A 25,017-nucleotide genomic window follows, 5' to 3' on the forward strand; every position below is an offset into this window, starting at 1 on the left:
CTCCCGTCCGCGGCCGGAACCGGTCGCGGACGGGAGGACTCCCACCGCCCGGGAGGCGGGGATGCCTCGGGCGGTCGCGCACCCGCGCCGGCACGATCCCCGATAGCCTCGGCCGCATGGTCCTCGACCCCGCCCGGGCAGCCCGGTGACGCCCCACCGCCCGCCCGCCACGGTGGTGCTCACCGGAGCGACGAGCGGGATCGGCGCGGCGGCGGCCCGGCGGCTCGCCGGGTCGGCCGGGCGACTGCTCGTCCACGGGCGCGAGGACGAACCGGAGATCCGGCCGCTGCTCGACCAGCTCCGCGCCGCCGGCCCCGCGGAGATCGTCTACGCCCGGGCGGACTTCGATCGCCTCGACGACGTCGTGGACCTGGCCGACCGCGTGGCGGACGTCACCGACCGGGTCGACATCCTGGTCAACAACGCCGGCCGCCCCGGCGCGCCGCGGCGCCGGACCAGCGAGGACGGCTACGAGGCGACCCTGCAGACCAACTACCTCGCGGCCGTGCTGCTCACCGAGCGGCTCCTGCCCCTCCTGCCGCCGTCGGGGCGCGTCGTGCACGTGTCCTCGGCCACCCATCTCTCCGCCACCTTCGACCTCGACGACCCGCAGCTGCGCCGCGCGTACGCGCCGACCACCGCGTACGCCCGCTCGAAGCTGGCCCTGGTCGCCCACGCCGTGCGGCAGGCCGCGCATTACCGGCCCGCGATCGTGGCCGTCCACCCCGGCGTCATCAGCACCCCGCTGCTGCACGCGATGTTCGCCATCGGCGGGGACTCCCCGTCCCACGGCGGCGCGAACGTGGTCGAGGCCGCCCTGCGGGCCGACGTGCCCAGCGGCGCGTACCTGGACGAACGGCGGATCGCCGACCCGGCGCCGCAGGTCCGCGACGCCATCTTCCGGGACGGCCTGCACCGGCTCACGATGTCGTTGCTGGCGCCCTGGCTCGGCTGATCCGACACCCGTCCGCCCCCGTCGATCACCGGGCGCTCGCCGGACCGGCCCGCTCGCCGGCCGGGTGATGATCGGCGGTCGGGTAGAGTCGACTCCGGTGTGCCGGGAAGTCTGGTCGGCGGTCAGATCACCGACCCCGCCCGGAGGAATCCCCCATGGCGATGCCGCCTGCCAACCGCACACCCCACCTGTTGAGCCGCGGCAGCTGGCCCGAGGTCCGCCGGATCGGCGACATCCTCCGTACGGAGACCGTCGGCGGGATGCTCCTGCTGGCCGCCGCCGTACTCGCCCTCGTCTGGGCGAATTCGCCCTGGTCCGGGGCGTACGAGCGGCTCGGTGACCTCCGGGTCGGCCCGGCCGGCCTGCACCTGGACCTCTCGCTGGCGCAGTGGGCGGCCGACGGCCTGCTGGCCGTCTTCTTCTTCGTGGCCGGGCTCGAGTTGAAGCGCGAGTTCGTGGCCGGTGACCTGCGGGAGCCCCGGCGGGCGATGCTGCCGGTGGCCGCCGCGCTCGGCGGCATGACGCTGCCGGCCGTGATCTACACGGCGTTCAACGCCACTGCCGGCGGAGACGCGCTGGCGGGCTGGGCGATCCCGACCGCCACCGACATCGCGTTCGCCCTCGCGGTGCTCGGGGTGATCAACACGCACCTGCCCGCCGCGATGCGGACGTTCCTGCTGACGCTCGCCGTCGTCGACGACCTCCTGGCGATCGTGATCATCGCGGTGTTCTACACCAGCTCGCTGCACTTCGGGCCGCTGCTGCTGGCGCTGCTGCCGTTGGCGCTGTTCGGCCTGCTGGTGCAGCGGCGGGTGCGCTCGTGGTGGCTCCTGCTGCCGCTGGCCGCCGTGACGTGGGCCCTCGTGCACGCCTCCGGCGTGCACGCCACGGTGGCCGGGGTGGCGCTCGCCTTCACCGTGCCCGTGCTGCGCCGCAAGCCGGGGCCGGGTCCCGGGCTCGCCGAGCACTTCGAGCACCGGTTCCGGCCCCTGTCGGCGGGGGTCGCGGTGCCGGTCTTCGCGTTCTTCGCCGCCGGGGTCTCGCTCGCCGGCGCGGGCGGCCTCGGCGCGGCCCTCACCGACTCGGTCGCCCTCGGGGTGGTCGTCGGGCTCGTCGTCGGCAAGGCCGTCGGCGTCTTCGGCGCCACCTGGCTGGTGCAGCGGTTCAGCCGGGCCCGCCTCGCCGAGGGCATCGACTGGTGGGACGTGTTCGGCCTCGCGCTGCTGGCGGGCATCGGCTTCACGGTGTCGCTGCTGATCGGCGAACTGGCCTTCGGCGCCGGCAGCGAGCGCGACGACCACACCAAGCTCGGCGTCCTCGTCGGCTCGCTGCTCTCGGCCCTGCTCGCCACCGTCGTCCTGCGCGCCCGCAACCGCCACTACCGCCGCCTGCGCGAGATCGAGGAGCGCGACAGCGACGCCGACGGCGTGCCGGACGTCTTCCAGGGCGAGCAGGCGGACCGCGCCTAGCGGCGGTCAGCCACGTGCCCGCCGGCCGGTGCCCGCCGGGGAACGCCCGGCCGGCACCGTGGTGTGATCGCACCGGTCCGGGTTACGACCGCGTGCCCGGCCCCCGCGCCAGCCTGCGACACCTCCGGCGCGCCCGCGCCCCGGGGTCAGGTCGTCAGCAGCACGCCGGCGTACGACACATCGGCGACGACACCCCACGCGCTGAGCCCGAGGAGGGCCGCCCGGCCTCCGGTGCGGGCCAGCGTGGGCAGGTGCACGGCGCTGCCGAGCCCGAACAGCGCCGCGGCGAGCAGGATCTCCTGCGCGTGCGCGGCACCGTCGAGCACGGTCCCGGGCAGCCAGCCGGTGCTGCGCAGCCCGATCATGGCGAGGAACCCGAGGACGAACAGCGGCACCGGGGACGGCTTCCGCCCGGCGACGCCCCGCGTCCCGGCGCGCCGCCCGAGGCCGAGCGCCACGACGGCGACCAGCGGGGCGAGCAGCGCCACCCGCATGAGCTTCACGAGGACGGCGTCGCCGAGAGCGGCCGGGCCGGCGGTCTGCGCGGCCGCGACGACCTGCCCGACGTCGTGCACGCTCGCCCCGACCCAGCGTCCGAACTGCGCGTCGTCGAGCCCCAACGGCTGGTGCAGCAGGGGGAGCACGGCGATGGCGAGGGTGCCGCAGAGCGTGACGAGGGCGACGGACGAGGCGGCGTCCTCCTCGTCGCTGCCGGTCGCCGCGCTGACCGCCCCGATCGCCGAGGCGCCGCAGATGGCGTAGCCGGCCGCGATGAGGAGGGGCTGGTCGCCGGGCAGGCCGATGCGGCGGCCCAGCCACCACGTGCCGGCGAACGTCGCGGCGACCACCGCGACCACCATGAGCGCCGACGGCCAGCCGAGATCGCGTACGTCCTGCACGCTGAGCTTCAGCCCCAGCAGCACGACGCCCAGCCGCATCAGTCGCCGGCCGGCGAGGCTGAGCCCGGGCCGGGCCGCGCCGCGTACCCGGTCCCGGAGGCCCGGAAGGTGGGCGGCCGCGATCCCGAGCACGATGGCGGCGGTCAGCGCCGGCACGGCGGGCAGCGCCCGGTGCACCGCGAAGGCGACGGCCGTCCCGGCGGCCGCCGCCACGAGCCCTGGCAGCAGGCGCCGACCGGCGTCCGCGGACCGTCGTACGCGGCCACTCCGGCCGCCGTGCGCGGTGCCGCCGCCGTGGGCCGCGCCGTCCCCGTGGGCCGCCGCCGGGGCGGGGTCGAGCGCGCTCGTCCTGGTCAGCGCCATGCCCGGCGTCCCCGCCGCGGTCACCGCTCCTCGGTCCGGTGGTCGTACACCCGGCGGACGCTCGACCCGAGGCGCGAGATGTCGGCACCGTAGATGTGCAGGGACACGGCGGTGCCGTCGCCGCCGTTCCACACCCGGTGGATGTCACCGGGCGGGGCGAAGCCGCACACCTCGCCCTGCCGGTTCACGACGTCCTGCGTCGCGACGAGCCGGGCGGCGACCCCGTCCGACACCAGCCGGTAGCGGCGCTCGTGCTCCTCGCCCTGGTGCACCCCCGTGACGCACCAGGCGACGTGGTCGTGGATGGCCGTGCGCTGGCCGGGGAGCCAGACGAGGGCCACGATCGAGAACCCGCCGTCGGGCTCGGCGTGCAGGATGTGCTGGCGGTAGTGGTCCGGGTCACCCTCGCACTGCCGCGCGGTGAGCAGGTCGGGCGCGCCGAGGTGCGGGGCGAGCCGCTCCCCCACCAGGTACGCCGTGAGGTCCGGCGGCAGACCACGGTCCACCACGTCGCGTACCTCCTCGACGAGGCGGGCGAGGCGGGCGGTGACCGTGGTGACGACGGGAGCGGCGGCCGGTGTGCTCATGACGACCAGCCTCGCCGCTCTGATCCATCACGTCCAACAACAGTTTCTTACATGATCCCAAGAGCTGCTTATGGATCACGCGGCGAGGCCGCTCAGCGGGCGTCGGCCCGCCGCCCGGCCACCGACGCCAGGGCCTCCAGCACCCGGGCCGTCGCGGGGATGCGCAGGTGCTCCCGCAGGACGTACGCCGACACCTGCCGCCGTGAGGCGGGCGCCAGCGGGCGGCCCCGGACCTTGTCCCGGCGCAGGAAGGACAGGGTGAGCCCGGGCATCATGGCGACGCCGAGGCCCTGCGCGACGAGCGCCTGCACCGCGAGGTTGTCGTCGGTGGTGAACACGATGTCGGGCGTGAACCCGAGTTGGGCGCACTCGTGCAGGAAGTTGGTGCGGCAGCGCAGGCAGCCGGCGATCCACCGCTCCTCGGCGAGGTCGGCGAGCTGGACGGCGCGGCGGCGGGTCATCGGGTGCCCGACGGGCAGCAGGACGGTGAGCTGGTCCTCCAGCAGGGGGATCTCCACCAGCTCCTCCGGCACCTCCTCGCGCAGGCCGGGGTAGGTGAAGGCGAGCGTCACGTCGCTCTCGCCCTGCACGACGCGGCGCAGCGAGTCGGGGGGCTCGTCCTCGAGCAGTTCGACCCGGATGCCGGGGTGCTCGACGGCGAGCAGGGCCATGGCCTCGGGCACCAGGGTGGCGTTCGCGCTGGGGAACGCGCACACCCGCACCCGGCCGGTGCGCAGCCGTGCGATGGCGGCCATCTGCTCGCGGGCCACGGACATGCTGCCGAGGATGGTCTCGGTGTGGCGGGCGAGGGTCTCCCCCGCCTCGGTGAGCCGCAGCCGCCGGCCCACCCGCGTGAACAACGGCGTGCCGACCTCGCGCTCCAGCGCCTTCATCTGCTGGGTGATCGCCGGCTGGGTGTAGCCCAGGGCCTGCGCCGCCGCCGAGTACGACCGGGTCCGGACGACCTCGTGAAACGTCCGGATATGGCGCGAATCGAACACCGTCGGATCATAGGTCGCCGGCCCGCCGACAGCCCACGGTCGGTGACCAGGCTCCCACCGCGACGGGACCGGCGGCCCGGCTGCACGGACTGCGCCACGGCGGCCCGGCTCGACGGACCGCGGCCCGGCTCGACGGACCGGCGGCCCGGATGGCTCAGGCCGGGTCCGGCGCGAGGAGGCCGCGCAGCAGGCCGCCCAGAGCACGGTCGAAGAGGTCGGTGGCCGGCGGTGCGGCGGGCGGCTGGGTGAGCGCCGCCACCAGGTGCGGGTAGGGCGTGAGGTCGAGGCCGGCGAAGGGGGACGCCCCGCCGGCCGTCCGCTGGCGGGCGAACAGGACGGCGATCCCGTTCATCATGGCGATGGCCTCGAACTTGGCGGTCGGTGGCGCCGGCAGCGGTGCCATGACCCCGAGGCAGGCGTCGAAGAACGCGAGCGTCTCGGGGCCGATGGCGGACGCCCGCTGGATCAGTTCGGACAGCCACGGGTGGCGCTCGTGCAGCGCCCGTTGCGCGCGGGCCATCCGCAGCAGCGTGTCGAGCCAGTGGCCGTCCGGCTCCGGGTACGGGCGCAGTTCGGCCGCGACCCGGTCGGCCATCAGGTCGAGCAGGTCGTCACGGGACGAGAGGTAGCGGTAGAGGGAGGCGGCTCCGGTCTCCAGCCGCGCGGCGACCGCTCGCATCGACACCGCGGCCAGCCCGTCGGCGTCCGCGATGGCGATCGCCGCCGCCACGATGTCGTCCCGGCTGTGGGCCGGCGCCGGCCCTCGGCTTCCGCGTACGGGTCGTTGCCAGACCGATTCCCGGCGGCCGGGTGGTGCGTCGCTCACCGATTCACTGTAAACTGCAAACGTCGTTCGCAGTTTTGGGCGCACGGGAAGGTGGAGCAGCCATGGAACGAGTCACCGCCCCGGACGGCGCGAAGATCGTGCTCCACTCCACCGGCACCGGCCCCGGAGTGGTCGTCGTGCACGGCGGCGGGATCACCATCGAGCCGTACCGGAGGTTGGCGAACGCCCTCGCCGACCGGTTCACCGTGCACATGTACAACCGGCGCGGCCGGGCGGACGCACCCGCCCGCCGCGCGCCGTACACCATCGAGGACGAGATCGCCGACCTCGCCGCCGTGCTCGCGCACACCGGGGCACGCGCCGTCGTCGGGCACAGCTCGGGCGGGCTGATCGCGCTGCGCGCCGCGCTCACGCTGCCGATCGCGCGCCTCGTGCTCTACGACGCGGCCATCTCCGTCGACGGCGCCCGGTGGTACGACGTCGTCACCCCGGCCCGGGCCGCCCTGCGCGCCGGTCACACCGCCCGGGCCCTCGCGATCGTCGGCGCCGCGCTCAACCCGCAACTGCCCACGTCACGGCTGCCCCTCGTCGTGCAGACCGCCATCTGCCGGCTGTTCCTGCGCACCCCCATCGGACGGGAGATGGGCGACCTGCTCGACATCACGCTCGACGAGACCGCCCAGGTCATCGCGCACCACGGCCCACCCGAGCAGTACGCGGGCGTCACCGCCGACGTGCTCTTCGCCTACGGGCAGGCGGGCCCGCCGTACTACCCGACGATCGCGGCGGCCCTGGCACCCGCCGTGCCGCGGATGCGGGTACTGCCCGTGCCCCGCTGCGGCCACGACGGCATCAACCGGGCGCCCGCCCAGCTGGTCGGACCCGTCGCGGACTTCCTCGCCCCGGCGCCGTGACGGTCCGCCCGCACCGGAGGGAGCGCACGGGGGCTCCCTCCGGTGCGTGGTCGGATCAGTCGGTGAAGCGGAAGTAGGTCCGGTACTGGAAGCCGGTGTCGAGGGTCAGTACGAACTCGCGGCAGGTGCCGGCCCAGGCGGGGTCGGTCTTCCACGGGTAGTTGTACTGGCCGTTGGCGTTGACCGACATCCGGGAACCACCCGGATTCACCGCCGCCACCGGCGTGGGCCGCGGCGTGATCGACCCGTCCGGGTTCACCGTCCGCAGCGTGTCGCAGTCCACCAGCCGCGAGTACGGCGAACCCGCCGCCAGGATGTCCAGACCCCGGTTCGTGGCGAGCTTGAACTTCATCGGCACGGCGTCACCGGCCGCGACGGTGTTCAGCTCCGGCTGGGCGGCCTGGTCGAGGAAGTCGCCCCGGCACGACGGGTGCGTGTCGAACGCCTCGCTGTTGTCGTCCCGGCCCGTGGTGCCCTGCACCGCGCTGTAACCCAGACCCCGCCGAGCGAACGACGCCCACAACGTGCAGGCGTTCTCCCCACCCGTGAGCGCCGCGTCAGCCGCGATGATCGCATCCCGCCCGGTCACGAAGCCCGGACCACAACCCTGCATCTTCAACCCGTCGATCACGAGCTGGATGGCCAGATTGTTGCCACCGGTGTTCCACGGGTCGTAGACGTTGGGGTTGAACCCGTGCCGGTCGATCAGGTTCCAGGTCATGTCCCACAGCACGGAGGCCCAGCCGTGACCCACCCCGTGCGGGGTCGCCAGGGAGGTGCCGTTCAGCCAGCCGCCGGTCCTGATGCTGTCGTACGTGAACGGCTGGATGTCCATGTTGCGCGAGTACGGCCGCGGGCGGATGCCGGCACCGTGCCGGTCGTCCTGGTAGAGGACGTACGGACCCATGCCGCGTTGCCCGTCCGCCGAGTCGAATCTCGGGTCGAGCAGCATGGTGACCGCGAGGAAGTCGCTCCAGCCCTCACCCATCTGCTCCTGCCCCGTGAGGCAGTTGACCGTCGGGCCACCGGTCAGCCGGTTGGAGATGCCGTGCGTGTACTCGTGGATGATCACACCGGCGTCGAGGTCACCGTCCCGGATGCCCGGGTGGTCCGGGTGCTTGCGCACCGACCCGGTCACGTCACCGGCGGCGATGGCGGCCTTGATGCTGTTGCCGTCGGCCTGGGTCACGGCGACCGCCGGGATGGTGACCGGCGGGGTCGTCATGGCACCGGTGAGCACCGGCGCGCTCCCGCTGGCGTTGTGGGCGACCACCAGCGCCTTCGCGCCGAGGGACTGCGCGACCTGTGCGCGCTGGAGGTAGCTGCAGGCGGCGGTGCCGCCGTCGACCACGCTGATCCACTCGCCCGTCGGCACCGTGGCGGGGTACGTCCCCGTGGTGCAGCCGGTGCCGCCGTACACCAGCCGGCGCCCGGGCAGTCCCGCGGTGCTGGGGGCCGGGGAGAACCGCGACCAGGACGCGTCGAAGGCGCCGACGCCGTCCACGACGACCTGGTTCTGGCTGCCGAACTGGTTGCCCGGCCAGAGGTACATCTGCATGCGCGGGGCGCCCACGCCGTCGACGGCCGGGGTGGAGAAGTTCGCGTTGTTGGTGCCTCCGCCGTCGGCCGCCTCGGCGCGCACGTAGTCGCCGCCCGCCCCGCCGCGGCCGTAGTTGTTCGCCTGGAAGTTCCCCGACGCCTCGTCGAACCCGTACTGGTAGGTGACGTCGTGGATGATGTTGTTCCAGTAGAAGAGGTTGGCGGTGGCGGCGTCCCGGTAGCTCTGTGCGTGCTCGTCCAGGTCCAGAGGGAAGTCGAAGCTCAGGTTCGCCCCGCCGTCCGGGCTGCTGCCCGCGTCGGGCGCGTTGTTGTTGTCCTGGTCCTGGTAGGCGTGGACGTTGTTGCCCTGGGTGATCGTGTGCTCGGCGCCGGCGGCGCCGTCGGTGTCGTGCCAGCCGTACGGCGACGCCGTCCCGTCGGCCGGGTTGGTCACGACGGTGCGCGGCCCGTCGTTCGGGCTCTCGGTCGGTCCGGCGAACACGTGGTAGCTGGACCCGTCCTGGACCGGGTTGCGCGAGCCGAAGGCCGCGGTGTTGAGCGTCCTCGACCGGTTGGGTGCCATCCGGTCCAGGTTGTCCGCGACCTCCTTGACGTCCTCGTGGGTCGTCCAGTCGTCGGCGCCGAGCAGCTTGCCGGTCTCGGCGTCCACCGTGGCGTTCCACAGGTGCGCGTCGGTGGCGTCGTCGATCACCAACTGCCAGGCCAGCCGCAGTCCCTCGCCCGTCGGCTGCCACCCCAACCGGGCCGGGATCGGCTGATCCGAGATCCCACCGCCGGACACCACGGTCCGCTGCGCCGCCCCGCTCGCACGGCTCATCACCCGCGGGCTCGCCGGCTCCGGGAGATCCAACGCCTCGGCGGCCGCCTCGACGGCCTCCACCGCGTCCAGCGACGCCGCGCCGGCCGCGCGGCCGGCCACGCCCGGCACCAACGTGTCACCCACGAAGACGACGCTGCCGTCGCGGGCCACGTTCACCGTCGCGGTCGCCCCGAAGACCTCCAACTCCTTGTACCGCTGCACCAGGTTGACGTGTGTCACCCCGCTGTGCCGACTCGTGTAGCTCGACGCGACCGACAGGTCCGTCAGGTCCGCGGACCGCACGCCGTACCGCTCCGGGTGCGCTCGCAGGTACCGCATGGCGATCTCGTTCGGTGAGCCCTCGTTCGGGCCGGTGAGGAACGCCGACGTACCCGGCCCGGCCGGGTCGGGCTCGGCCCAGGCGGGGTTACCGGTGGCGGTCGTCACCGACGCCACCAGGACCGTGGACAAGGCGAGCGCCGTTCGACGCCGTCCACGGCGAGGACGGGGAGATAGGGGCACCGCTGCTCCCTTCACAGGATGGACAGGACCGCGCAGGGCGGCGCCTCACGACCGCCACCGCGACCCGCTCCCCCGTCCGCGCCACCCATGCGGTCACGTTCGGCGATCGGGCCGGTACGACGTGAAGCGCCTCGGACGCTACGGCGCAGCCGGCCACCGTTCATCCGACGGGTGGCGAAACATTTCGATGTCTGGTCCTACGCGTGTCGGGGGGCTGGCGCTCCGACGCCCGCGGCCTGACCAGCCCGCTCGCGGGCAGGGTGCCCTGCCGCGGCGCCGCGGTCCGCGCGGTGGTCGTGCGGCCGGCGGGGCGCGGCTGCCGGCATGACCGACGAGACATCGGCCGCCTCGCGGTCGGGTGTCCGCCCACGACGGTCGCGGTCCCCTCGCCTCGCCGTACGGCCGTGCGCGGGGCACGTTCCCTCACTCCCGCCGCACGGGAGGGGCGGCGCCGGGCGTCAGCGGTGGACGCGTTCCGGTGCGGCCGTGTCCAGCGGCACGGCCGTGGCGGGAACCAGCCCGAGCTGCGTCACGGGCCGGGTGCCGAGCCCCGCGAACAGCCAGTCGGTGGCCGTACGGGCCCGGTTCGCCGGCAGCGAGAGCAGGTGGTAGCCGCGGGCGACGGCCCGTGCGAGCGGGCCGGACAGCGGCACGTGCAGCGGGTTCGCCGCGGCCTGCCAGCCGCCGAGGTCGACCACGAATCCCAGGTCGCGGTGGCGGTAGGGGCGACGTCGGCCCACCCCGTAGGAGGCGGCGATGTTGTCCGCCGCGAGCCGCCCCTGGCGTACGGCGTGCTGGGCCGTCATCGGCGTGATCTCGCCGGGGCGGGACGGGTCCGGCACGGCCGCGGCGTCCCCGCACGCGAGGATCTCCGGGTGCCCGGGCACGGAGAGGTACTCGTCGACGGTGAGGCGTCCCCGGGTGAGCGGCAGGCCGGTGGCCTCCACCAGCGGGTCGGGCCGGACCCCGACGCACCAGACGAGGGTCCGCGACGGCACGAAGCCGCCGTCGCTGAGCCGTACCCCGTGGGCCGTGGCCTCGGTCACCGACGTCCCCAGGCGCACCTCCACGCCCCGGGTGCGCAACACCCGCCCGGCCACCCGCGACATCCGGGGGTCCAGGCCGGGCAGGACGCGGTCGGCCGTGTCCAGCAGCAGCCAGCGGGGCGTCACGTCGCCGAGCCGGGGGTGCCGGCGGGCGATCTCCGCGGTGAACAGCTGGCCCTGCCCCGCGACCTCCGTCCCCGTGTAGCCGGCGCCCACCACCACGAACGTGCACCGGGCCTGCCGTTCGGCCGGGTCGTCGGCGGCGTCGGCCAGTTCGATCTGCTGGATCAGGCGTTCACGCAGGTGCACGGCCTCCGGGATGCCCCGGAAGCCGTGCGCCTGGTCGGCCACGCCGGGAATCGGCAGCAGCTTGTTGACGCTGCCCGCGGCCAGCACGAGCCGGTCGTACGCGAGTTCGCCCGGGCGGCCCTCCGGGTCCACGTAGGACACCGACCGCCCGGCGGGGTCGATGCCGTCGACCTCGCCGAGCAGCAGGCGGACGCCGGGCAGTGTCTGCGCCAGCGGCACGGCGACGCGGCGTGGGTCCAGCACACCGCCGGCCACCTCCGGCAGCAGTGGCAGGTAGAGGAAGTAGTCGGTGGGGTTGACCAGCACGACGTCGGCGGCGCCCCGGGCGAGCCGGGCCAGCCGGCGGGCGGCGTGGAAGCCGGCGAATCCGGCGCCGACGATGACGATCCTGGGCCGGGCCATGGCGGTGTCCCCCTCGACGGTGCTGCGGTCCCGTATGGACCGCTACCCTCCCGCCCCGCCCGGAAACCGACGCCGGTCATCGAGGAGCGGGGCCACCGACAATCGGCCACCCGCCGTGCCGAGGCGCGCGGCGAGGGCCGCCCGAAACGGTCTGCCGGTCACCGTCGCCCGGATCCCGGGAGTCGACCGTTCTAGCTCTCGTCCGGGTTGGCACCCTGCGCTTGCCAGGGCCGGTGCTCGGAGATCCACGCCTCGACGTCCTCCACGAGCCACACCGCTCCCCCCGCCAAGCGATCGAACGGCTCCGGGAAATCCGGCCGGCTGGTGATCTGCACGATCCGGGCACGGGAGACGCCAAGGCGTTCCTGGAGCTCGGCGCTGCCGTACAGCCTGCGGACCATACATCGACGCTATGCAACGCGAGACTGTCACATGTGACATCTGTCAGACTTGACACTGACGGGTATGACAGGAAGGCTGTCCCTGTAGGGCAGTCCGGACGGCAACACGTCGGCCCGGTCCCTGCACGGTCCGGGTACCTGAACGGGGTTCGGTGCCCGGACCTGCCGGTTCTGGAGGTGGGCGTGGTCGAGCGAGAGTTGTCCCGAGCGGAGTGGGTGCCGGAGGCAGCCAAGAGGATCATCCGGCGGCACTGGATCCTCGGCTACTGCGAACGGTGCGAAGGCCGGACCGGTCCGTGCCCGACGCTGCGATGGGCCCAGGACCGACTTCGGGCTCTGCGTCTGGCCGGCAATCAGCCACCGACGCACCGCCACCGCTGACATGCGCGCGGACCGCGATCCGCGGGCGGTCGTACACCATCACGGCCGGCACGATGGCCGGTCGTGGCCAGCGTCGTCCGGCACGGGAGATCACCGTCCGCCCGCCCCGGCTCAGCCGGGTTCGCGGCCGACCGGCAGTGGGGACGGCGGGGACGACGGCGACGGCGGCCCGGGCGCGCCCGCGCCTGTGCCCGCCGCCTCCACCGGGGCCTCGGAGTCGACCACCCGCCGGTCGAGGCTCACCTGCGCCAGCCCCGTGCCACCCACCCGGATGTCGTCGTACGCCTCGAGGCGGTGGTCCGGGCCGAGGTAGAGGACGGACATGGCCAACGGGGTCGGCTCCTCGTGCTCCAGCCCACGCAGGCCCGCGCCGCCACTGGAACCCTGCACGGCGAGGCGGGTGCCGGGCCCGCCGTCCGGTGCGGGCAGGACGCGCACCTCCCGGCTGTGCGTGTGCCCGGCCAGGACCAGCGGCACCGTTCCGGCGAGCGGCTCGGCCGACGCGGGGTCGTGCACGAGGGCGATGTCGACCGGGGCGCCGGCGGCGCGGACGGTCTCCGCGAGCCGGGCGCCGGAGCCGGCGAGGCTGGCCGGCCCCTCCGCCCACGGGCCGGCGTCCGCCTCCTGCTTGTCGGGGGTGAACCGCGGGTCGCCGATGCCGGCGATCCGCACACCGGCGACCTCGGCGACGGCGTCGTCGAGGACCACGGCGTTCGGTTGCGCGGCGACGGCCGCCGCCGTGCCCGCCGAGTCGTGGTTGCCGCGGATGTAGACGTAGGGCACGCCCAGCTGGCCGATCGTCGAGACGTACGACGTCTCGGGCTCGCTGCCCCAGTCGGTGATGTCCCCCGTGTCGATCACGAGGCCGATGTCGAACTGCTCGACCACGGTGCGGATGACCGGCCAGGCGGCCGGATTGAGGTGCAGGTCCGAGATGTGCAGGATCCGCGTGGTCTCCGGGGTGTCCTCGTAGACCGGCAGGCTGGACATGGTCGCGTACAGCTTGCCCACGTTGCCGACGAGCCGCTGCAACTGGTCGGCGTAACGGGCGTAGTCGTCGGCGATGCGCCGCGCGTCACCGACCAGGGTCGGCGCGTTGACCAGCAGTCCCTCGTACCGCGGCTCGGCGATGGCGCCGGGTCGCACGGTGAGCGCGGCGGCGCCGAGGGCGCCGCCGGTGATGGCCAGGGCGAGGGTTCCGGCCCACGCCGCCCGGCGGGTCGAGCGGAAGATCAGCGCGGCGAGCAGCAGGGTGACCAGCACCGAGACGGCGACCGTACGCAGGCTCAGCCGGACCAGCGCGTCCCGGATGTCCCGCGGGGCGGAGGCGCCCGCCGCGGCGAGGCCGCCCGGTTCGTCGATGAGCGCCTCGGCACGCTGTTGGTCGAGCGAGTCGAGGCGGGCGGTGAGCCGGGCCGGCCCGGAGTGGGTGTCGAGGAAGAGCGAGCCCAGCGGCGGCACCGAGATCTCGCTGCCGCCGTCGGTCGACGGCGTCACCTGGAACTCGACCCGCAACGGGCCCACGTCGTCGGTCACCCGGCCGGCGAGCAGCGTCCCACCGGTCGCTCCGGCGAGGGCGACGAGGACGACGGCCAGGGCGACGAGCCCTCGCCGCAGACCGCGGACGGCACGGTGCGCCACAGCCCCCCACCCCCTCCCCTGGCGGCCGGAACGTGCATGGGTGCAGGCGTTCCGTGGCGGCCAAGAGTACGTCGCGTGAGTGGCGGGCGACCAGCGCCGAACGGCCGGACGAAGGCGGCTGACCAGGGGCGATGCTCGTCGCCGGGCCCGTTTCGGGCATCCGTGCCATCATGGCCCGATGGACCTGTACGTGCACCCTCCGCGCACGTCAACGGGGGCCGACGCACGACTCGTCGACAGCCTGGCCGCCCTGAGCCGGGCCCTCGTCGGCATCACCGCCCGTACGCTCGCCGACCTGGACGTGGACGTCACGCTGAACCAGTTGCGGACGATCGTCGTGCTCGCGTCCCGAGGGCCGCTGCGGACCGTCGACCTGGCCGCCGCCCTGCACGTCCACCCGTCGACCGTGACCCGCACCTGCGACCGCCTGACGCGCCGGGGCCTCGTCGTGCGGCACCAGGGCGCCACGGACCGCCGTGTCACCTGGCTGGCGCTGACCGAGAGCGGGAAGGATCTCGTGGGCGAGGTGATGCGGCGGCGGGCCGCGCACATCCGCGACCTCCTCCGGCGCCCGGACGCCGGCCCGCACGGCACGGACCTGACCGGCACGGACGGCCGCCGGACCGGCGCGGACGGTGGCCTGGCCGGGACGCGTGGGTCGGCGGGCGCACTGGCCGAGGTCGCCGTGTCGGCCGACGCACTGGCCGAGTTCATCGACGGCTTGGTGGTCGCCTCCGGCGAGCCGACCGAGCGGCTGTGGTGGCAACGGTGGGAGCGCTGCGCGGAGCCGCCACCCGGGGTGGTCACCTGAGCGCGGCGCCACCCGTTCCCGGAGTACCTGTACGGGTGCAGGTATCGTACGGCCCCATCGGCGAAGGTCAGGCACGTTCGGGAGGTGAGGTGTTCCGCTCCCCCGACCCGGCGTCCCCGGCCGTGGCCGGCGTGCCGCGGCCGCCGCTGGCGGCATGACGGACGCGCCGTTCAGGTGGTCCGTACGCCGGGACTTCACGTCCGGGTCCACCACGGTGGCTCCCGCCGACGACGGCCGGCCCGGCCAAGGGCTGGTCGCCCTGCTCGACGACGCCAACCTCGACGCCCCCCTGACCCTGGTCGTCGACCTCGACGGCGTGCCGGAGAAGATCCTCATGTCGGCGGCCTCCCTGCTGGCCACCTGGGCCGCGGGTCGGACCGCCGGGCCGGAGCTGCGGCTGTCGGTGGACCCCGGGACGCCCGCCGGCCGGCTCCTGCCGGCGCTGCTCGGTCAGCACGCGATGTTCGCGACGGACGCGGACGCCCCACCGCGACGGCCGGCCCGGGTCCACCTGTACCTCACCAACGACCGGGAATCCCCCGCCGCCGGCCGGCGGCTCGTCGCCGACTGCTGCCACGCCTGGGGCTTCGAGGCGATCGCCGACCAGGCGCTGGTGGTCGTCTCCGAGCTGATCAGCAACGCCGTCCAGCACGCGGGCACGGATCTCGACCTCACCGTGGCGGACGTCGACGGCGTGCTCCGGCTGAGCGTCCGCGACCGCACGACCCGGCCGCCGCACCCGGCGCCGGCCGACGACGGGGGCCTCGCCGAGCGCGGACGCGGCCTCGCGATCGTCCGGGCGCTCTCCACCGGCTGGGGCTTCCTCACCTTCGCCGACGGGAAGACCGTCTGGGCCACCCTGGGCCGCCGGGACGGTTGAGCCACCCCGCGGGTCACCGCGCCGGCCTGTCACCCGGGTGATGCACCCCGCCCGCGAATCGGTCATCGGGGACCCGCCGCGCGCCTAGGCTCGTCTCCGGCGGCCGGGCGCGGCTGCCGCCGTGGCGGCACGGGCAGGTCAGGGACATCGAGGAGGCGGCGTGACGACCGGACAGCCGAGCAGCGCGGACAGCCAACCCCGGCTGCACCAGCACGGCCGGGAGATCCAGGCCTTCGGCAGCGTCCGGCAGCTGCCGGTCGGCCTCGCGTACGAGGCACGGATGTACTCGTGCGAACGGTTGAACCGCGTCCTCGCCGACACCCGCATCCTGTACGCGCTCTACAAGAAGTACCACTGGCTCATGCGGGGGCCGACGTTCTACCAGCTGCACCTCCTGCTCGACAAGCACGCCGGCGAGCAGCTCGAACTGGTCGACATGGTGGCCGAGCGGATCCAGACGCTCGGCGGCATCGCGGTCGGGGACCCGAGGCACGTGGCCGAGCTGACCCGGGTGCCACGCCCGCCCGACGGCGCCGAGGAGGTGCCGGGCATGCTGTCTCGCCTCCTCGAGGCGCACGAGATGATCCTCACCGACGCGCACGACGCGGCGGCCCGGGTGGCCGAGGGCGGCGACGACGGCAGCAACGACCTCCTGGTGTCGAACGTGATCCGCACCAACGAGCTGCAGACCTGGTTCGTCGCCGAACACCTCGTCGACACGCCGGTCGTCCGCGCCTGACCGTCGGCCGGGCCGGCACCGGGCGGGCGGTCACGCGGCGTCGGCGCGGCCCAGTCGCCAGTAACCCATGAACGCCACCGTCCGCCGGTCGAGGCCCCGCTCCCCCACCAGGTGCCGGCGCAGCGTACGGATGACGCCGGCCTCGCCCGCCAGCCACGCGTACACCGGCGCCGCCGGCACCGGGTCGGGCACCTCCCAGAGGATCTCGGCGTCCACGTCGACGTCGGCCACCGGCCCGGCGGCGGCCGGCGCGGGACCGTCGACGAGGTCCGCCGCGGCGGCGACGACGGCCGGAACGAGCCGGCTGCCGTACCCGCCGGCGCCCCGGGCCAGCCAGGTCACCTCGACACCGGGCGGCGCCACCAGCGGCAGCGCGTCCTCGGCGGTGGGCACCTCGATCAACGCCCGGCCGGCCGCGTCCAGCGGCAGGCGTTCCAGGATGGCACCGATCGCGGGTGCGGCGGTCTCGTCCCCCGCGAGCAGGAGCCGCCCGGTCGACGGCGGCCGGAACTCGATGCCTCCGTGGTCGCCCGTGTAGCGGGAGTCCGGACCGAGGATGGCGATCTCGTCCCCCGGGCGGGCCGCGTGCGCCCACCGGGAGGCCGGGCCTCCGTCGCCGTGCAGGACCAGGTCGACGTCGACCTCGGCGAGGTGCGGCCGCACGGCCCGGACGGTGTACGTGCGGATGGGGTGGCGCAGGTGGTCGGGCAGGGCCCGCCACCGGCGGTACCAGTCGGGGCCCTCCGGCAGGCGCACACCCTGCTGGCCGGGCAGCGGCAGCGCCAGCTTGATCCGCTGGTCGTAGCCGTTGTCGGCGAACCGGTCGAGGTCGGGTCCGGTGAACGTGACCCGCACGAACGACGGGCTGAGCCGGCGTACCGCCCGGACCTCGACGGCGAAGACGCGCCACGGCGCGATGGGCAGGGTCTGGGTCATCGTTCCTCTCTCGATCGAGTCGCGCCGTGCACCACGGCCGTTCTCTGATGACCCAGGTCGAGGCCGGCACCCCGGAGGCTCGGCTCCCGGCCGGTCGACGTCAGCGCGTTCGACATGAGGTTAGGCTAAGCTAAGCACTTGATGATCAGTCAAGGGCACGGTGACGTCCCCGTGAGGAACCACCCGAACGGCGGAGTCGCGCCGGGCGTCGTCGCCGGTCGCCGCCACGTGCGTCCCTCACCAGGGAGTCGACCCCGGTGAGGGACGCACGGGCGGCCTACGCCGGCCGGAGCGGGCGCCCGGTCAGAAGCCCAGGGCGTCCGTGCCGCCGACGACCGGAAGCACCAGCTTGCTGCCGTTCAGGTGCACCGTGATCTCACTGCCCACGGCGGCCGCGTCGCGCGCGGGCCGGTTCGACGACGGGTTGGCGTTGTAGTTGCCGGTGAGGACGAGGCCGATGCGGTGCCCGGCCGGGATCACGTGCTCGGACGGCAGCGTCGTCCACCGCACGTTGTACTGCGCGCCGGGCGTCAGCGGCTGGCTGCGCCGCAGGTCCGGGGAGTTCTTCACGTCGATGTGACCCCAGGAGAGGACCCGCTCGGGCGTGATCTCGACGCTGGTCTCCATCGGCTCGGCGCACCCGGTCCGGTTGGCGACGTCCTCGGGCTCGCAGGACTCCTGGACCACGTCCAGCGGCTCCTTGCCCGCCACCGTGACGGTCGGGCCCGCCCCGTAGTCGACGAGGAGGGCCGACATCAGCGCGGTGTCGGCCGTCGTCGACATCCGGACCGACAGCTCGGGCGTCCCGGACAGACGCAGGTCCCGCGCCAACGGCGGGCTCACGTAGGCGAGCCGGCCCGGCTTGGTCTGCTCGGCGTTGCCGATCTTGACGGCCTGGGACTCGACCACGTCCACGAAGCTCTGCGTGGGGCCGCCGGTCGTCGGGTCGAGCGACAGCGTGCCGGCCGCGTCGGCCGTGGCCGGGCCGAGGCCCAGCGCGACCTCCTTGGCGCCCGCGTCCGGCCAGGTCGCGTGGGTCTCCCAGCTGCCGTCCGGCCGCTGGATGTCGGCCATCGGCTCGTCCATGACGCCGTTCGGGATGTCGTACAGCCAGTAGTCCATCCACCTGTGCATGACGGCCTGCCACTCCGCGGGCCGGACGCTCATCGGGTTGACGTGGGCGCCCCGGTGGAGCCAGATCTTGCGCGGCATCTGGCGCCGCTCGACCTCACGCCACAGGTCGGCGAAGTGCATGGTCTTGACGTTGTAGTCGGTGAGGCCGTGCACCATGAAGACCGAGGTGCCGACCGTCTTGATCTTGTTTGCGTCCGGCAGGTAGCTCCGCTCCTGCCAGAACGCGGTGAAGTCGGAGGCGCTGGCCTCCTCCGCGTCACCCAGCCCGGTGATGACCGACTCGCAGGCCGGCGCCGACGCCGATCCCGGCAGCGTCCGTCCGACGGAGACGTAGTCCGCGAGGTACTCCGTGTACCGGAAGTCGACGTTCTCGCTCCAGGTGGACCACGCGACCCCCTGGTCGTTCACGTACCGGTACCAGCTGGAGATCGCGGCGATGGGCACCACGGTCCGCAGGCCGGGCACGCCCTGCGTGGCCACGGCGTTGGGCAGCGTGCCGACGTACGACACGCCCTGCATGCCCACGTTGCCGGTGCTCCAGTCGGCGACGGCCGCGCTGCCGTCGTGGTGGAAGCCCGGCGCGCGGCCGTTGAGCCAGTCGACGACGGCCTTGATGCTGGTCGTGTCCTCGACGCCGCCGGTGGTCGGGCATCCGAACGACCGGCCGGTGCCCTGCATCTCGACCTGGACGATGGCGTAGCCCCGCGGGACGAAGTACTCGTCCCACCAGCCGGGGAAGCCCCGGGTCCGGTCCGGCGGCGGATCGCCGGCGTCGCGGCCGAAGTACGGGCTCGCCTCCATGATGGTCGGCACCCGCATGCCGGCCGCCGTCTCGGCCGGCCGGATGACGTCCACCTCGATCAGGTCGCGGCGGCCGTCACCGTCGCTGTCCATCGGCGCCTCGACGTAGACGACCTCCTGGATGGCGTCGTCGTACGAGAAGACCGGCTGGGTCACGCCGTTCTCGATCACGATCCCGGGTGGTGCCGCGCCCGCCGCCACGGGCGCGCCCATGACCGCCACCCCGACGACCGTTCCCACGGCGACCAATCGCCGTACAAATCCCATGCCCCCACCTCCGTCAGCTCCCGAGGCACATGATCGATACATCCTCGTCAATATTGATCGTCGAGGTCAACGACCGGATGTAGCGAAGTCGTGCCGCTGCGCTACCGCTTCGCCCGTCAAATGACGTGACGCCGGCGCGCCGCGGGGGCGGACGGCCGAGGGCCGGGCACCCACACGGTGCCCGGCCCCCGCGCCGCCGTCAGGTCAGCCCTGGCCACCCAGGTACATCGCGTTGAAGAGCAGGCGGTAGGTGCCGTGCGACTGCGCCCGGTGCTGCGGCTTGAAGCCGATCATCACCACCTGACCGTCGCCCACCTCCGCGGTCACCACCGCGGCCTTGCCGCCGATGACATCCTGGCCGAGGAGGAAACCGCTCTTCAGCAGGTTGGTCTTCGGCCAGGTGGCCGCCACCGTGACGCCCTTGGCGCCCTCGGCGACCTCGAACGCCGGGCCGTCGGCGACGAACGCCGACGTGTCCCGCCCGAAGCCGGCGCCGACCGGGTCGTCGCCGTCGACGTCGAGGTTCAGCACCGAGCCCGGGATGTTGTACTCCGTCTCCGGCACCCCGTCGGTGACGTCCCGGACCGGCACGTCGAACGCCGCGATCGGCAGCTGGGCCGCCCGGTTCAGCGTCACCAGCGTGCCCCCGGCCTCGACGAACCTCCGGAGGTTGGCGACGCCGGCGTCGGTCATGCCGCCGGTGTACTCCGGCGGCAGCGAGCCGGCCGCCCGGCCGTTGCGCATCGAGTTGTACGTGGCGTCGGGCAGCACGATCGTGTCGAACCTCGCCCGCAGGTCGCCGGCGCGGACCGCGGCGTTCGTCAGCTTCTCGAACCCGAAGCCGAACTGCTCCAGGATCAGCCGGGTCCACCCCTCGTCGTAGTTGTTGAACCCGTCGTACAGGCCGATCCGGGGTGCCGCGAGCGCGGTCACCTTCGCCGGCTTCGCGTCCACCGCCGCGATGCTGAGGCCGAGCCTCGTGGCGAGGTCGGTCACCCGCTTGTCGGTGCCGGTCCCGCGCGTGACCAGGAACGTGCCGGCCGGCAGCTTGCCGGTCCGGGTGGTCACCTCACCCGTGCTGCGGGAGACCTTGTCGCCGGCCGCCAGCAGCGCGTTCACGGCAGTGGCACTGTCGTTCACCCGGGGGTCGAGGGCGTACGCGTACCGCGGCGCGCCCGCGACCACGCCCTTCGGCACGGCCGGCCAGTCGACCCGCACGGTCCTGGCCCGTACGGGCTCGTCGAGCTTGTCGACCGTGACGCCCATCTGGAACGACAGCGTGTAGCCGGTGATGTCGTACGGCGGCTCCAGCGGCCCGCCGGGGTAGAGCCGGCGGTCCGGGTACCGCTGCGGGTTGAGCAGGTCCAGGACCGCCGCCCGGTACGGCTGGCCCTCACGCACGAGGTAGCTGCCGGCCGGGTAGGTGCGCTCGCCCACCCGGAACGCGCTGACCGCCTTCTCGACCTGGATGTTGTTCCACCGCAGCTTGTCCACCAGCTTCGTGGCGGTCGGGAAGTCCGCCTGGTCGGCCGGGATCACGTAGGTCGTGCCGGCGCCGTTGCGGGCGCCGTCCCGGGCCATCTTCGCCACGCCGGTGAGCAGCGCCTCGCGGTCGTCGCTGGCGACCCGCAGCATCGCCCACGACGCCGTCTTGATGTAGTCGCAGCTCTGCGACAGGTGCCACTCGCCGCCCTTCCACGGGCTCGGGTAGAACACCGACGGCTCGCTGGTCGAGGTGCCGTCCGCGAAGGTCTTCGGGAAGGTCGCCGGGTCGTACACCCGCGGCGTCGCCGAGGCGTGCGCCGTCTCGGTGAGGATGCCGATCTGGTTGTGGTAGTACGGGGCCGTCCGGGCACCGCCGTTCCACCAGATGTCGTACGACTGACGCGCCAGCGCGCCACCCTTGTCCTCGCGTTCGAGCCGCTGCCCCATGGCGTCGCCCACGAGGTTCACGCCGCGGACCACCTGCGGGTGGATGTTCGGGTTCAGCGGGTCCTCGTAGGGCGGGATGCTGATCCGGGCCGGGAAGACGGCGGTCTGGTGCACGTTGTGCATGACCTGCGGGATCCACTCGTGGAACAGCTGGCGCCCGACGTTCTGCGTCTCCTGCAGGTTGAACATGTACCAGTCACGGTTGTTGTCGTGCCCGGCGTACTTCTGGTACAGCTCCGGGTAGTTGGCGTCCTGGTACGGCCCGCCCAGGTTCTTCCGATACCACTCGGCGACCTTCGTGCCGCCGTCCGGGTTGACGTTCGGCACCAGCAGCGTGATGACGTTCTCCCGGATCGCCCGCGCCTCCGGCGTCTCGCTGGTCACCAGGTCGTACGCGAACTGCGGGGCGGTCTGGTGACCGGCCACCTCGGTCGAGTGGATGCCGAAGTCGACCCAGGCGATGGCCTTGCCGCTCTTGGCGAGGGCCTTCGCCTCCGACTCGGACAGTCCGTCGCCCTGCGACAGCCGTACCGACGTCTGCCGGTAACGCTCGAGTTCCTTGTCCTTCAGGTTCTTCTCGGCGGAGACGATCGCCATGAGCTGCGGCCGGCCCTCGCTGGTCTTTCCGATCTCGACCAGCTTCATCCGGTCACTGGCCTTGTCGAGCTTGCGGTAGTAGTCGGCGATCTGCTCGTACGTCGCCAGCTTGTAGTCCGCGCAGGGCACCCAGCCGATCACGGACTCGGGCTTCGGCACGCGGTCCCGGGCGGTGGCGACGGCTCCCGACGTCAGCACCGGCGTACCGATCAACGCCAGTACGCACGCGACGGGAACCGCCGTCCGAGACAGTCTTCGTTTCACCTGACACCCCATTCACAGCACGTGGGACGACGGAAAGGGACCGACAGGGGCGGCCGCGCCAGATCGGATGAGCTCGATTCAACAGACTGCGATCGATGTGTGGAACGCGGACGCGGGCAATTGAGGAAATCTTGAGGCTGGCCGGGGCGGCGTCGGGGAGCTGGGTGGGGCCGTTTCCGGCTCGCGGAGCCGGGTGTCCCGCTACGCTGGGCGTGCGCCGGCAGGCCCCCACCGCGCGCGCCGGCCGACCGCCGGCCCGCCCGCGAGACCGCTGTCGCGTCCGCCCCACCTCACCCCTCACGACCGCACGCGCGCTCCCGGTCGCCCCCGCGACCCCGGCGTCTCCAGGTGACGGGAAGGATGTGGAGTCCCATGTCGACGGCAGCGCTGGCGCCGACCGCGCACGACGTCCGGGCCGCCGCCCGGTCGCCGCGATGAGCGACGACACCCCGCGGATCCCGCCGCTGGAGGTCGAGCGGTGGGTGAACTCCCCGCCGCTGACCCCCGAGGCGCTGCGCGGCCGGGTGGTGCTGCTCGACATCTGGGAGTACACCTGCGTCAACTGGATCCGCACGTCCCCCTATCTCAGGGCCTGGCACCGGGACTACGCCGACCTCGGCCTGAGCGTCGTGGGCCTGCACGCTCCCGAGTTCGCGTTCGGCCGGGACGCCGCCACCATCGAGCGGGGCGTCCGGGAGCACGGCCTCACCTACCCGGTCGCGCTCGACAACGACTTCCGGGTGTGGGAGGCCCTCGGCAACTTCGCGTGGCCGGCCCGGTACCTCTTCGACGCAGGCGGCAGGCTCGCCGCCCGGTGGATCGGCGAGGGCGAGTACGACCGGACGGAGGCGCGGATCCGCGAGCTGCTCGTCGACCGGGCGCCCGGCGTCGACCTGCCCCCGGTCACCCCGGAGGCCGCTCGGTTCGCCGCGACCGAGCAGCCGTCGTACGCCGACGTGACGGAGGAGACGTACATCGGCGCGGACCGGCGGGTGCCCGGCTCGGTACGCCTGTCCGGCGAGTGGCGGACGAGCGGTGACCACGTCGAGCTCGCCGGCGGCACCGGCGAGATCACCCTGCCGTTCAACGCCGGCGAGGTGAACCTCGTGGCCCATCCGGGGCCGTCCGGCCGGGCCGCCGTGCGGGTGCTGCTCGACGGGCGACCCCTCGACGGCGAGCGCGGCGCCGACGTCGACCCGGACGGGGTGGCGCACGTCGACCGGGCCGCCATGTTCCGGCTCGTCGCCGGCGCGTCGCGCGGCGACCGGGTGCTGACGCTCGTCACCGACCAACCCGGATTCCGGGCGTACGTCTTCACCTTCGGCCCGTAGCGCGGCGACGGGCCCGCGCCGTCGGGACGGCCCCGCGCAGGAGCTGCCCGGCGGTGCCGCACGCCCGGTGCCCGCCCGTCCGGAGCTGTCCGCGTGAAAGCGGAAACCGGCTTTCCCCGCCAACGCCTTTACTTTCGTCGATGCCATAGATAGATTCTCGTCGTTCGACGAAAGTTCTGGGCTCCCCGAGAGAAGGTGGCACGAGGGCGCGCGATCCACCCCGCTCGACGATCGCCGCGCCCTTCCTTGTCGCGGGCCGGCCCGGTCGTGAACGGAGTCCTATGGACGACCCTGCCCTCAGCTCACCCCGTCACCTGTCCCGCAGATCCCTGATGACCACCGGCGTGCTCGCCGCCGGAGCGATGGGCGTGGCCGCGCCCGCGGTCGGCACTCCCCTCACCGGTCCGGCACGAGCCAGCGCCGGGGTCACGAAGCGAGTCACCCTCTACGCCGAGCAGCTACCGGGCGGGCTGTACGGCTACGGCCTGGCACCAGGTCAGGCCACCGTGCCCGGCCCGGTGCTCGAGATGTACGAGGGTGACACCCTGGAGATCACCCTGGTCAACACCACCAACCAGCGGCTGTCCATCCACCCGCACGGCGTGGACTACAGCACCGACTCCGACGGCAGCCCGCTCAACGCCTCCTACAACGATCCGGGCGAGACCCGCACGTACGTGTGGCGGTCCCGGGAGATGTTCGCGGCGTCGGGCCGACGGTTCATGCCGGGCAGCGCCGGCTACTGGCACTACCACGACCACGCCATGGGCACCGACCACGGCACGGCCGGGGTGGCCAAGGGGCTGTACGGCGCGCTGATCGTCCGCCGTCGCGGCGACATCCTGCCCGAGAAGCAGTTCACCGTCGTGTTCCACGACATGACGATCAACAACCGGATGGCGCCGGACACGCCGATGTTCGAGGCGAACCTGGGCCAGCGGGTGGAATGGATCGCCATCGGGCACGGCAACCTCTTCCACACCTTCCACCTGCACGCGCACCGGTGGGCCGACAACCGCACCGGAATGCTCGAGGGCCCCAGCGACCCGAGCCAGGTGATCGACAACAAGGACCTCAACCCGGGCAGCTCGTTCGGCTTCCAGGTGCTGGCCGGCGAGGGCGTCGGGCCCGGGGTGTGGATGTACCACTGCCACGTGCAGAACCACTCCGACGGCGGAATGGTCGGGCTCTTCCTGGTGCGCAACGCCGACGGCAGCATGCCGCCCGGCGCGGAGGAGGCGATCCACCGGTTCCGGGGCCACACCCACCAGCACGGTCGATGACGGAAG

General features: G+C 73.5%; 19 protein-coding genes. 8 read left to right on the top strand and 11 right to left on the bottom strand.

The features are described from left to right. Positions 1–145 precede the first annotated feature (145 nt). Positions 146–955: an SDR family NAD(P)-dependent oxidoreductase gene (locus tag D7I43_RS01155; protein WP_120326445.1), complete on the top strand. Its 810-nt coding sequence runs from the start codon at positions 146–148 to the stop codon at positions 953–955. A 161-nt stretch (positions 956–1,116) separates the two neighbouring features. Continuing rightward, the gene (nhaA, locus tag D7I43_RS01160) at positions 1,117–2,424 is read left to right on the top strand and encodes a Na+/H+ antiporter NhaA (protein ID WP_204985134.1); all 1,308 of its coding nucleotides are present in this window, start codon (positions 1,117–1,119) and stop codon (positions 2,422–2,424) included. A gap of 146 nt (positions 2,425–2,570) precedes the next feature. Here the strand turns inward: nhaA and D7I43_RS01165 are convergent, their stop codons facing one another. The 4 genes from D7I43_RS01165 to D7I43_RS01180 all read right to left on the bottom strand — a co-directional run bounded on the left by D7I43_RS01165 (position 2,571) and on the right by D7I43_RS01180 (position 6,100). Next, on the bottom strand, positions 2,571–3,686 hold the full coding sequence (locus D7I43_RS01165) for a YeiH family protein (protein ID WP_120326696.1): 1,116 nt from the start codon (positions 3,684–3,686) through the stop codon (positions 2,571–2,573). 20 nt (positions 3,687–3,706) lie between these two features. After that, positions 3,707–4,273, bottom strand: coding sequence for a cysteine dioxygenase family protein (locus D7I43_RS01170; RefSeq protein ID WP_120326447.1), 567 nt, complete (start codon positions 4,271–4,273; stop codon positions 3,707–3,709). A gap of 92 nt (positions 4,274–4,365) precedes the next feature. After that, complete coding sequence (locus D7I43_RS01175; protein ID WP_120326448.1) at positions 4,366–5,274, bottom strand: LysR family transcriptional regulator; 909 nt, start codon at positions 5,272–5,274, stop codon at positions 4,366–4,368. Between the two features lie 154 nt (positions 5,275–5,428). After that, on the bottom strand, positions 5,429–6,100 hold the full coding sequence (locus D7I43_RS01180) for a TetR/AcrR family transcriptional regulator (protein WP_120326449.1): 672 nt from the start codon (positions 6,098–6,100) through the stop codon (positions 5,429–5,431). 62 nt (positions 6,101–6,162) lie between these two features. On the opposite strand from D7I43_RS01180, the gene D7I43_RS01185 reads away from it, so the two are divergent. Then, positions 6,163–6,975: an alpha/beta fold hydrolase gene (locus D7I43_RS01185; RefSeq protein ID WP_120326450.1), complete on the top strand. Its 813-nt coding sequence runs from the start codon at positions 6,163–6,165 to the stop codon at positions 6,973–6,975. 55 nt (positions 6,976–7,030) lie between these two features. Here the strand turns inward: D7I43_RS01185 and D7I43_RS01190 are convergent, their stop codons facing one another. From D7I43_RS01190 to D7I43_RS01205, 4 genes are all read right to left on the bottom strand, one after another. After that, a complete protein-coding gene (locus tag D7I43_RS01190; RefSeq protein WP_240032738.1) occupies positions 7,031–9,781 on the bottom strand; it encodes a M36 family metallopeptidase in 2,751 nt (916 codons plus the stop codon). Positions 9,782–10,314: 533 nt separating this feature from the next. Next, complete coding sequence (locus tag D7I43_RS01195; protein ID WP_120326452.1) at positions 10,315–11,613, bottom strand: NAD(P)/FAD-dependent oxidoreductase; 1,299 nt, start codon at positions 11,611–11,613, stop codon at positions 10,315–10,317. 191 nt (positions 11,614–11,804) lie between these two features. Continuing rightward, the gene (locus tag D7I43_RS01200) at positions 11,805–12,014 is read right to left on the bottom strand and encodes a helix-turn-helix transcriptional regulator (protein ID WP_120326453.1); all 210 of its coding nucleotides are present in this window, start codon (positions 12,012–12,014) and stop codon (positions 11,805–11,807) included. A gap of 492 nt (positions 12,015–12,506) precedes the next feature. Continuing rightward, positions 12,507–14,036 carry a metallophosphoesterase family protein gene (locus D7I43_RS01205; protein WP_120326454.1) on the bottom strand — a complete coding sequence of 510 codons (1,530 nt, stop codon included), beginning with the start codon at positions 14,034–14,036 and terminating at the stop codon, positions 12,507–12,509. A gap of 178 nt (positions 14,037–14,214) precedes the next feature. On the opposite strand from D7I43_RS01205, the gene D7I43_RS01210 reads away from it, so the two are divergent. The 3 genes from D7I43_RS01210 to D7I43_RS01220 all read left to right on the top strand — a co-directional run bounded on the left by D7I43_RS01210 (position 14,215) and on the right by D7I43_RS01220 (position 16,466). After that, positions 14,215–14,847, top strand: a complete 633-nt coding sequence (locus D7I43_RS01210) for a MarR family winged helix-turn-helix transcriptional regulator (protein WP_120326455.1) — start codon at positions 14,215–14,217, stop codon at positions 14,845–14,847. A 154-nt stretch (positions 14,848–15,001) separates the two neighbouring features. Further along, positions 15,002–15,727 (top strand): ATP-binding protein, encoded by a 726-nt coding sequence (locus D7I43_RS01215; protein WP_120326456.1) that lies wholly within the window; start codon positions 15,002–15,004, stop codon positions 15,725–15,727. Between the two features lie 160 nt (positions 15,728–15,887). Then, the gene (locus D7I43_RS01220) at positions 15,888–16,466 is read left to right on the top strand and encodes a Dps family protein (RefSeq protein WP_120326457.1); all 579 of its coding nucleotides are present in this window, start codon (positions 15,888–15,890) and stop codon (positions 16,464–16,466) included. A 30-nt stretch (positions 16,467–16,496) separates the two neighbouring features. Here the strand turns inward: D7I43_RS01220 and D7I43_RS01225 are convergent, their stop codons facing one another. The 3 genes from D7I43_RS01225 to D7I43_RS01235 all read right to left on the bottom strand — a co-directional run bounded on the left by D7I43_RS01225 (position 16,497) and on the right by D7I43_RS01235 (position 22,331). Continuing rightward, on the bottom strand, positions 16,497–17,402 hold the full coding sequence (locus tag D7I43_RS01225) for a siderophore-interacting protein (protein WP_120326458.1): 906 nt from the start codon (positions 17,400–17,402) through the stop codon (positions 16,497–16,499). Between the two features lie 303 nt (positions 17,403–17,705). Next, complete coding sequence (locus D7I43_RS01230; RefSeq protein ID WP_147427217.1) at positions 17,706–19,604, bottom strand: CocE/NonD family hydrolase; 1,899 nt, start codon at positions 19,602–19,604, stop codon at positions 17,706–17,708. A gap of 204 nt (positions 19,605–19,808) precedes the next feature. Further along, positions 19,809–22,331, bottom strand: a complete 2,523-nt coding sequence (locus tag D7I43_RS01235) for a M14 family metallopeptidase (RefSeq protein WP_158610056.1) — start codon at positions 22,329–22,331, stop codon at positions 19,809–19,811. 500 nt (positions 22,332–22,831) lie between these two features. On the opposite strand from D7I43_RS01235, the gene D7I43_RS01240 reads away from it, so the two are divergent. After that, a complete protein-coding gene (locus tag D7I43_RS01240; protein WP_120326461.1) occupies positions 22,832–23,728 on the top strand; it encodes a thioredoxin family protein in 897 nt (298 codons plus the stop codon). A 281-nt stretch (positions 23,729–24,009) separates the two neighbouring features. Then, positions 24,010–25,011 (top strand): multicopper oxidase domain-containing protein, encoded by a 1,002-nt coding sequence (locus D7I43_RS01245; protein ID WP_120326462.1) that lies wholly within the window; start codon positions 24,010–24,012, stop codon positions 25,009–25,011. Positions 25,012–25,017: the final 6 nt, after the last annotated feature.

It is taken from the genome of Micromonospora globbae (assembly GCF_003610785.1).
Classification (GTDB): domain Bacteria; phylum Actinomycetota; class Actinomycetes; order Mycobacteriales; family Micromonosporaceae; genus Micromonospora; species Micromonospora globbae.

Excerpts from the sequence above, each read along its gene's own strand:
- D7I43_RS01245 (WP_120326462.1), top strand. The coding sequence starts at position 24,010 with ATGGACGACCCTGCCCTCAGCTCACCCCGTCACCTGTCCCGCAGATCC.
- D7I43_RS01195 (WP_120326452.1), bottom strand. The coding sequence starts at position 11,613 with ATGGCCCGGCCCAGGATCGTCATCGTCGGCGCCGGATTCGCCGGCTTC.
- D7I43_RS01165 (WP_120326696.1), bottom strand. The coding sequence starts at position 3,686 with ATGGCGCTGACCAGGACGAGCGCGCTCGACCCCGCCCCGGCGGCGGCC.
- D7I43_RS01215 (WP_120326456.1), top strand. The coding sequence starts at position 15,002 with ATGACGGACGCGCCGTTCAGGTGGTCCGTACGCCGGGACTTCACGTCC.
- D7I43_RS01200 (WP_120326453.1), bottom strand. The coding sequence starts at position 12,014 with ATGGTCCGCAGGCTGTACGGCAGCGCCGAGCTCCAGGAACGCCTTGGC.
- D7I43_RS01240 (WP_120326461.1), top strand. The coding sequence starts at position 22,832 with ATGAGCGACGACACCCCGCGGATCCCGCCGCTGGAGGTCGAGCGGTGG.
- D7I43_RS01185 (WP_120326450.1), top strand. The coding sequence starts at position 6,163 with ATGGAACGAGTCACCGCCCCGGACGGCGCGAAGATCGTGCTCCACTCC.
- D7I43_RS01225 (WP_120326458.1), bottom strand. The coding sequence starts at position 17,402 with ATGACCCAGACCCTGCCCATCGCGCCGTGGCGCGTCTTCGCCGTCGAG.
- D7I43_RS01170 (WP_120326447.1), bottom strand. The coding sequence starts at position 4,273 with ATGAGCACACCGGCCGCCGCTCCCGTCGTCACCACGGTCACCGCCCGC.
- nhaA (WP_204985134.1), top strand. The coding sequence starts at position 1,117 with ATGCCGCCTGCCAACCGCACACCCCACCTGTTGAGCCGCGGCAGCTGG.
- D7I43_RS01210 (WP_120326455.1), top strand. The coding sequence starts at position 14,215 with ATGGACCTGTACGTGCACCCTCCGCGCACGTCAACGGGGGCCGACGCA.
- D7I43_RS01230 (WP_147427217.1), bottom strand. The coding sequence starts at position 19,604 with ATGGGATTTGTACGGCGATTGGTCGCCGTGGGAACGGTCGTCGGGGTG.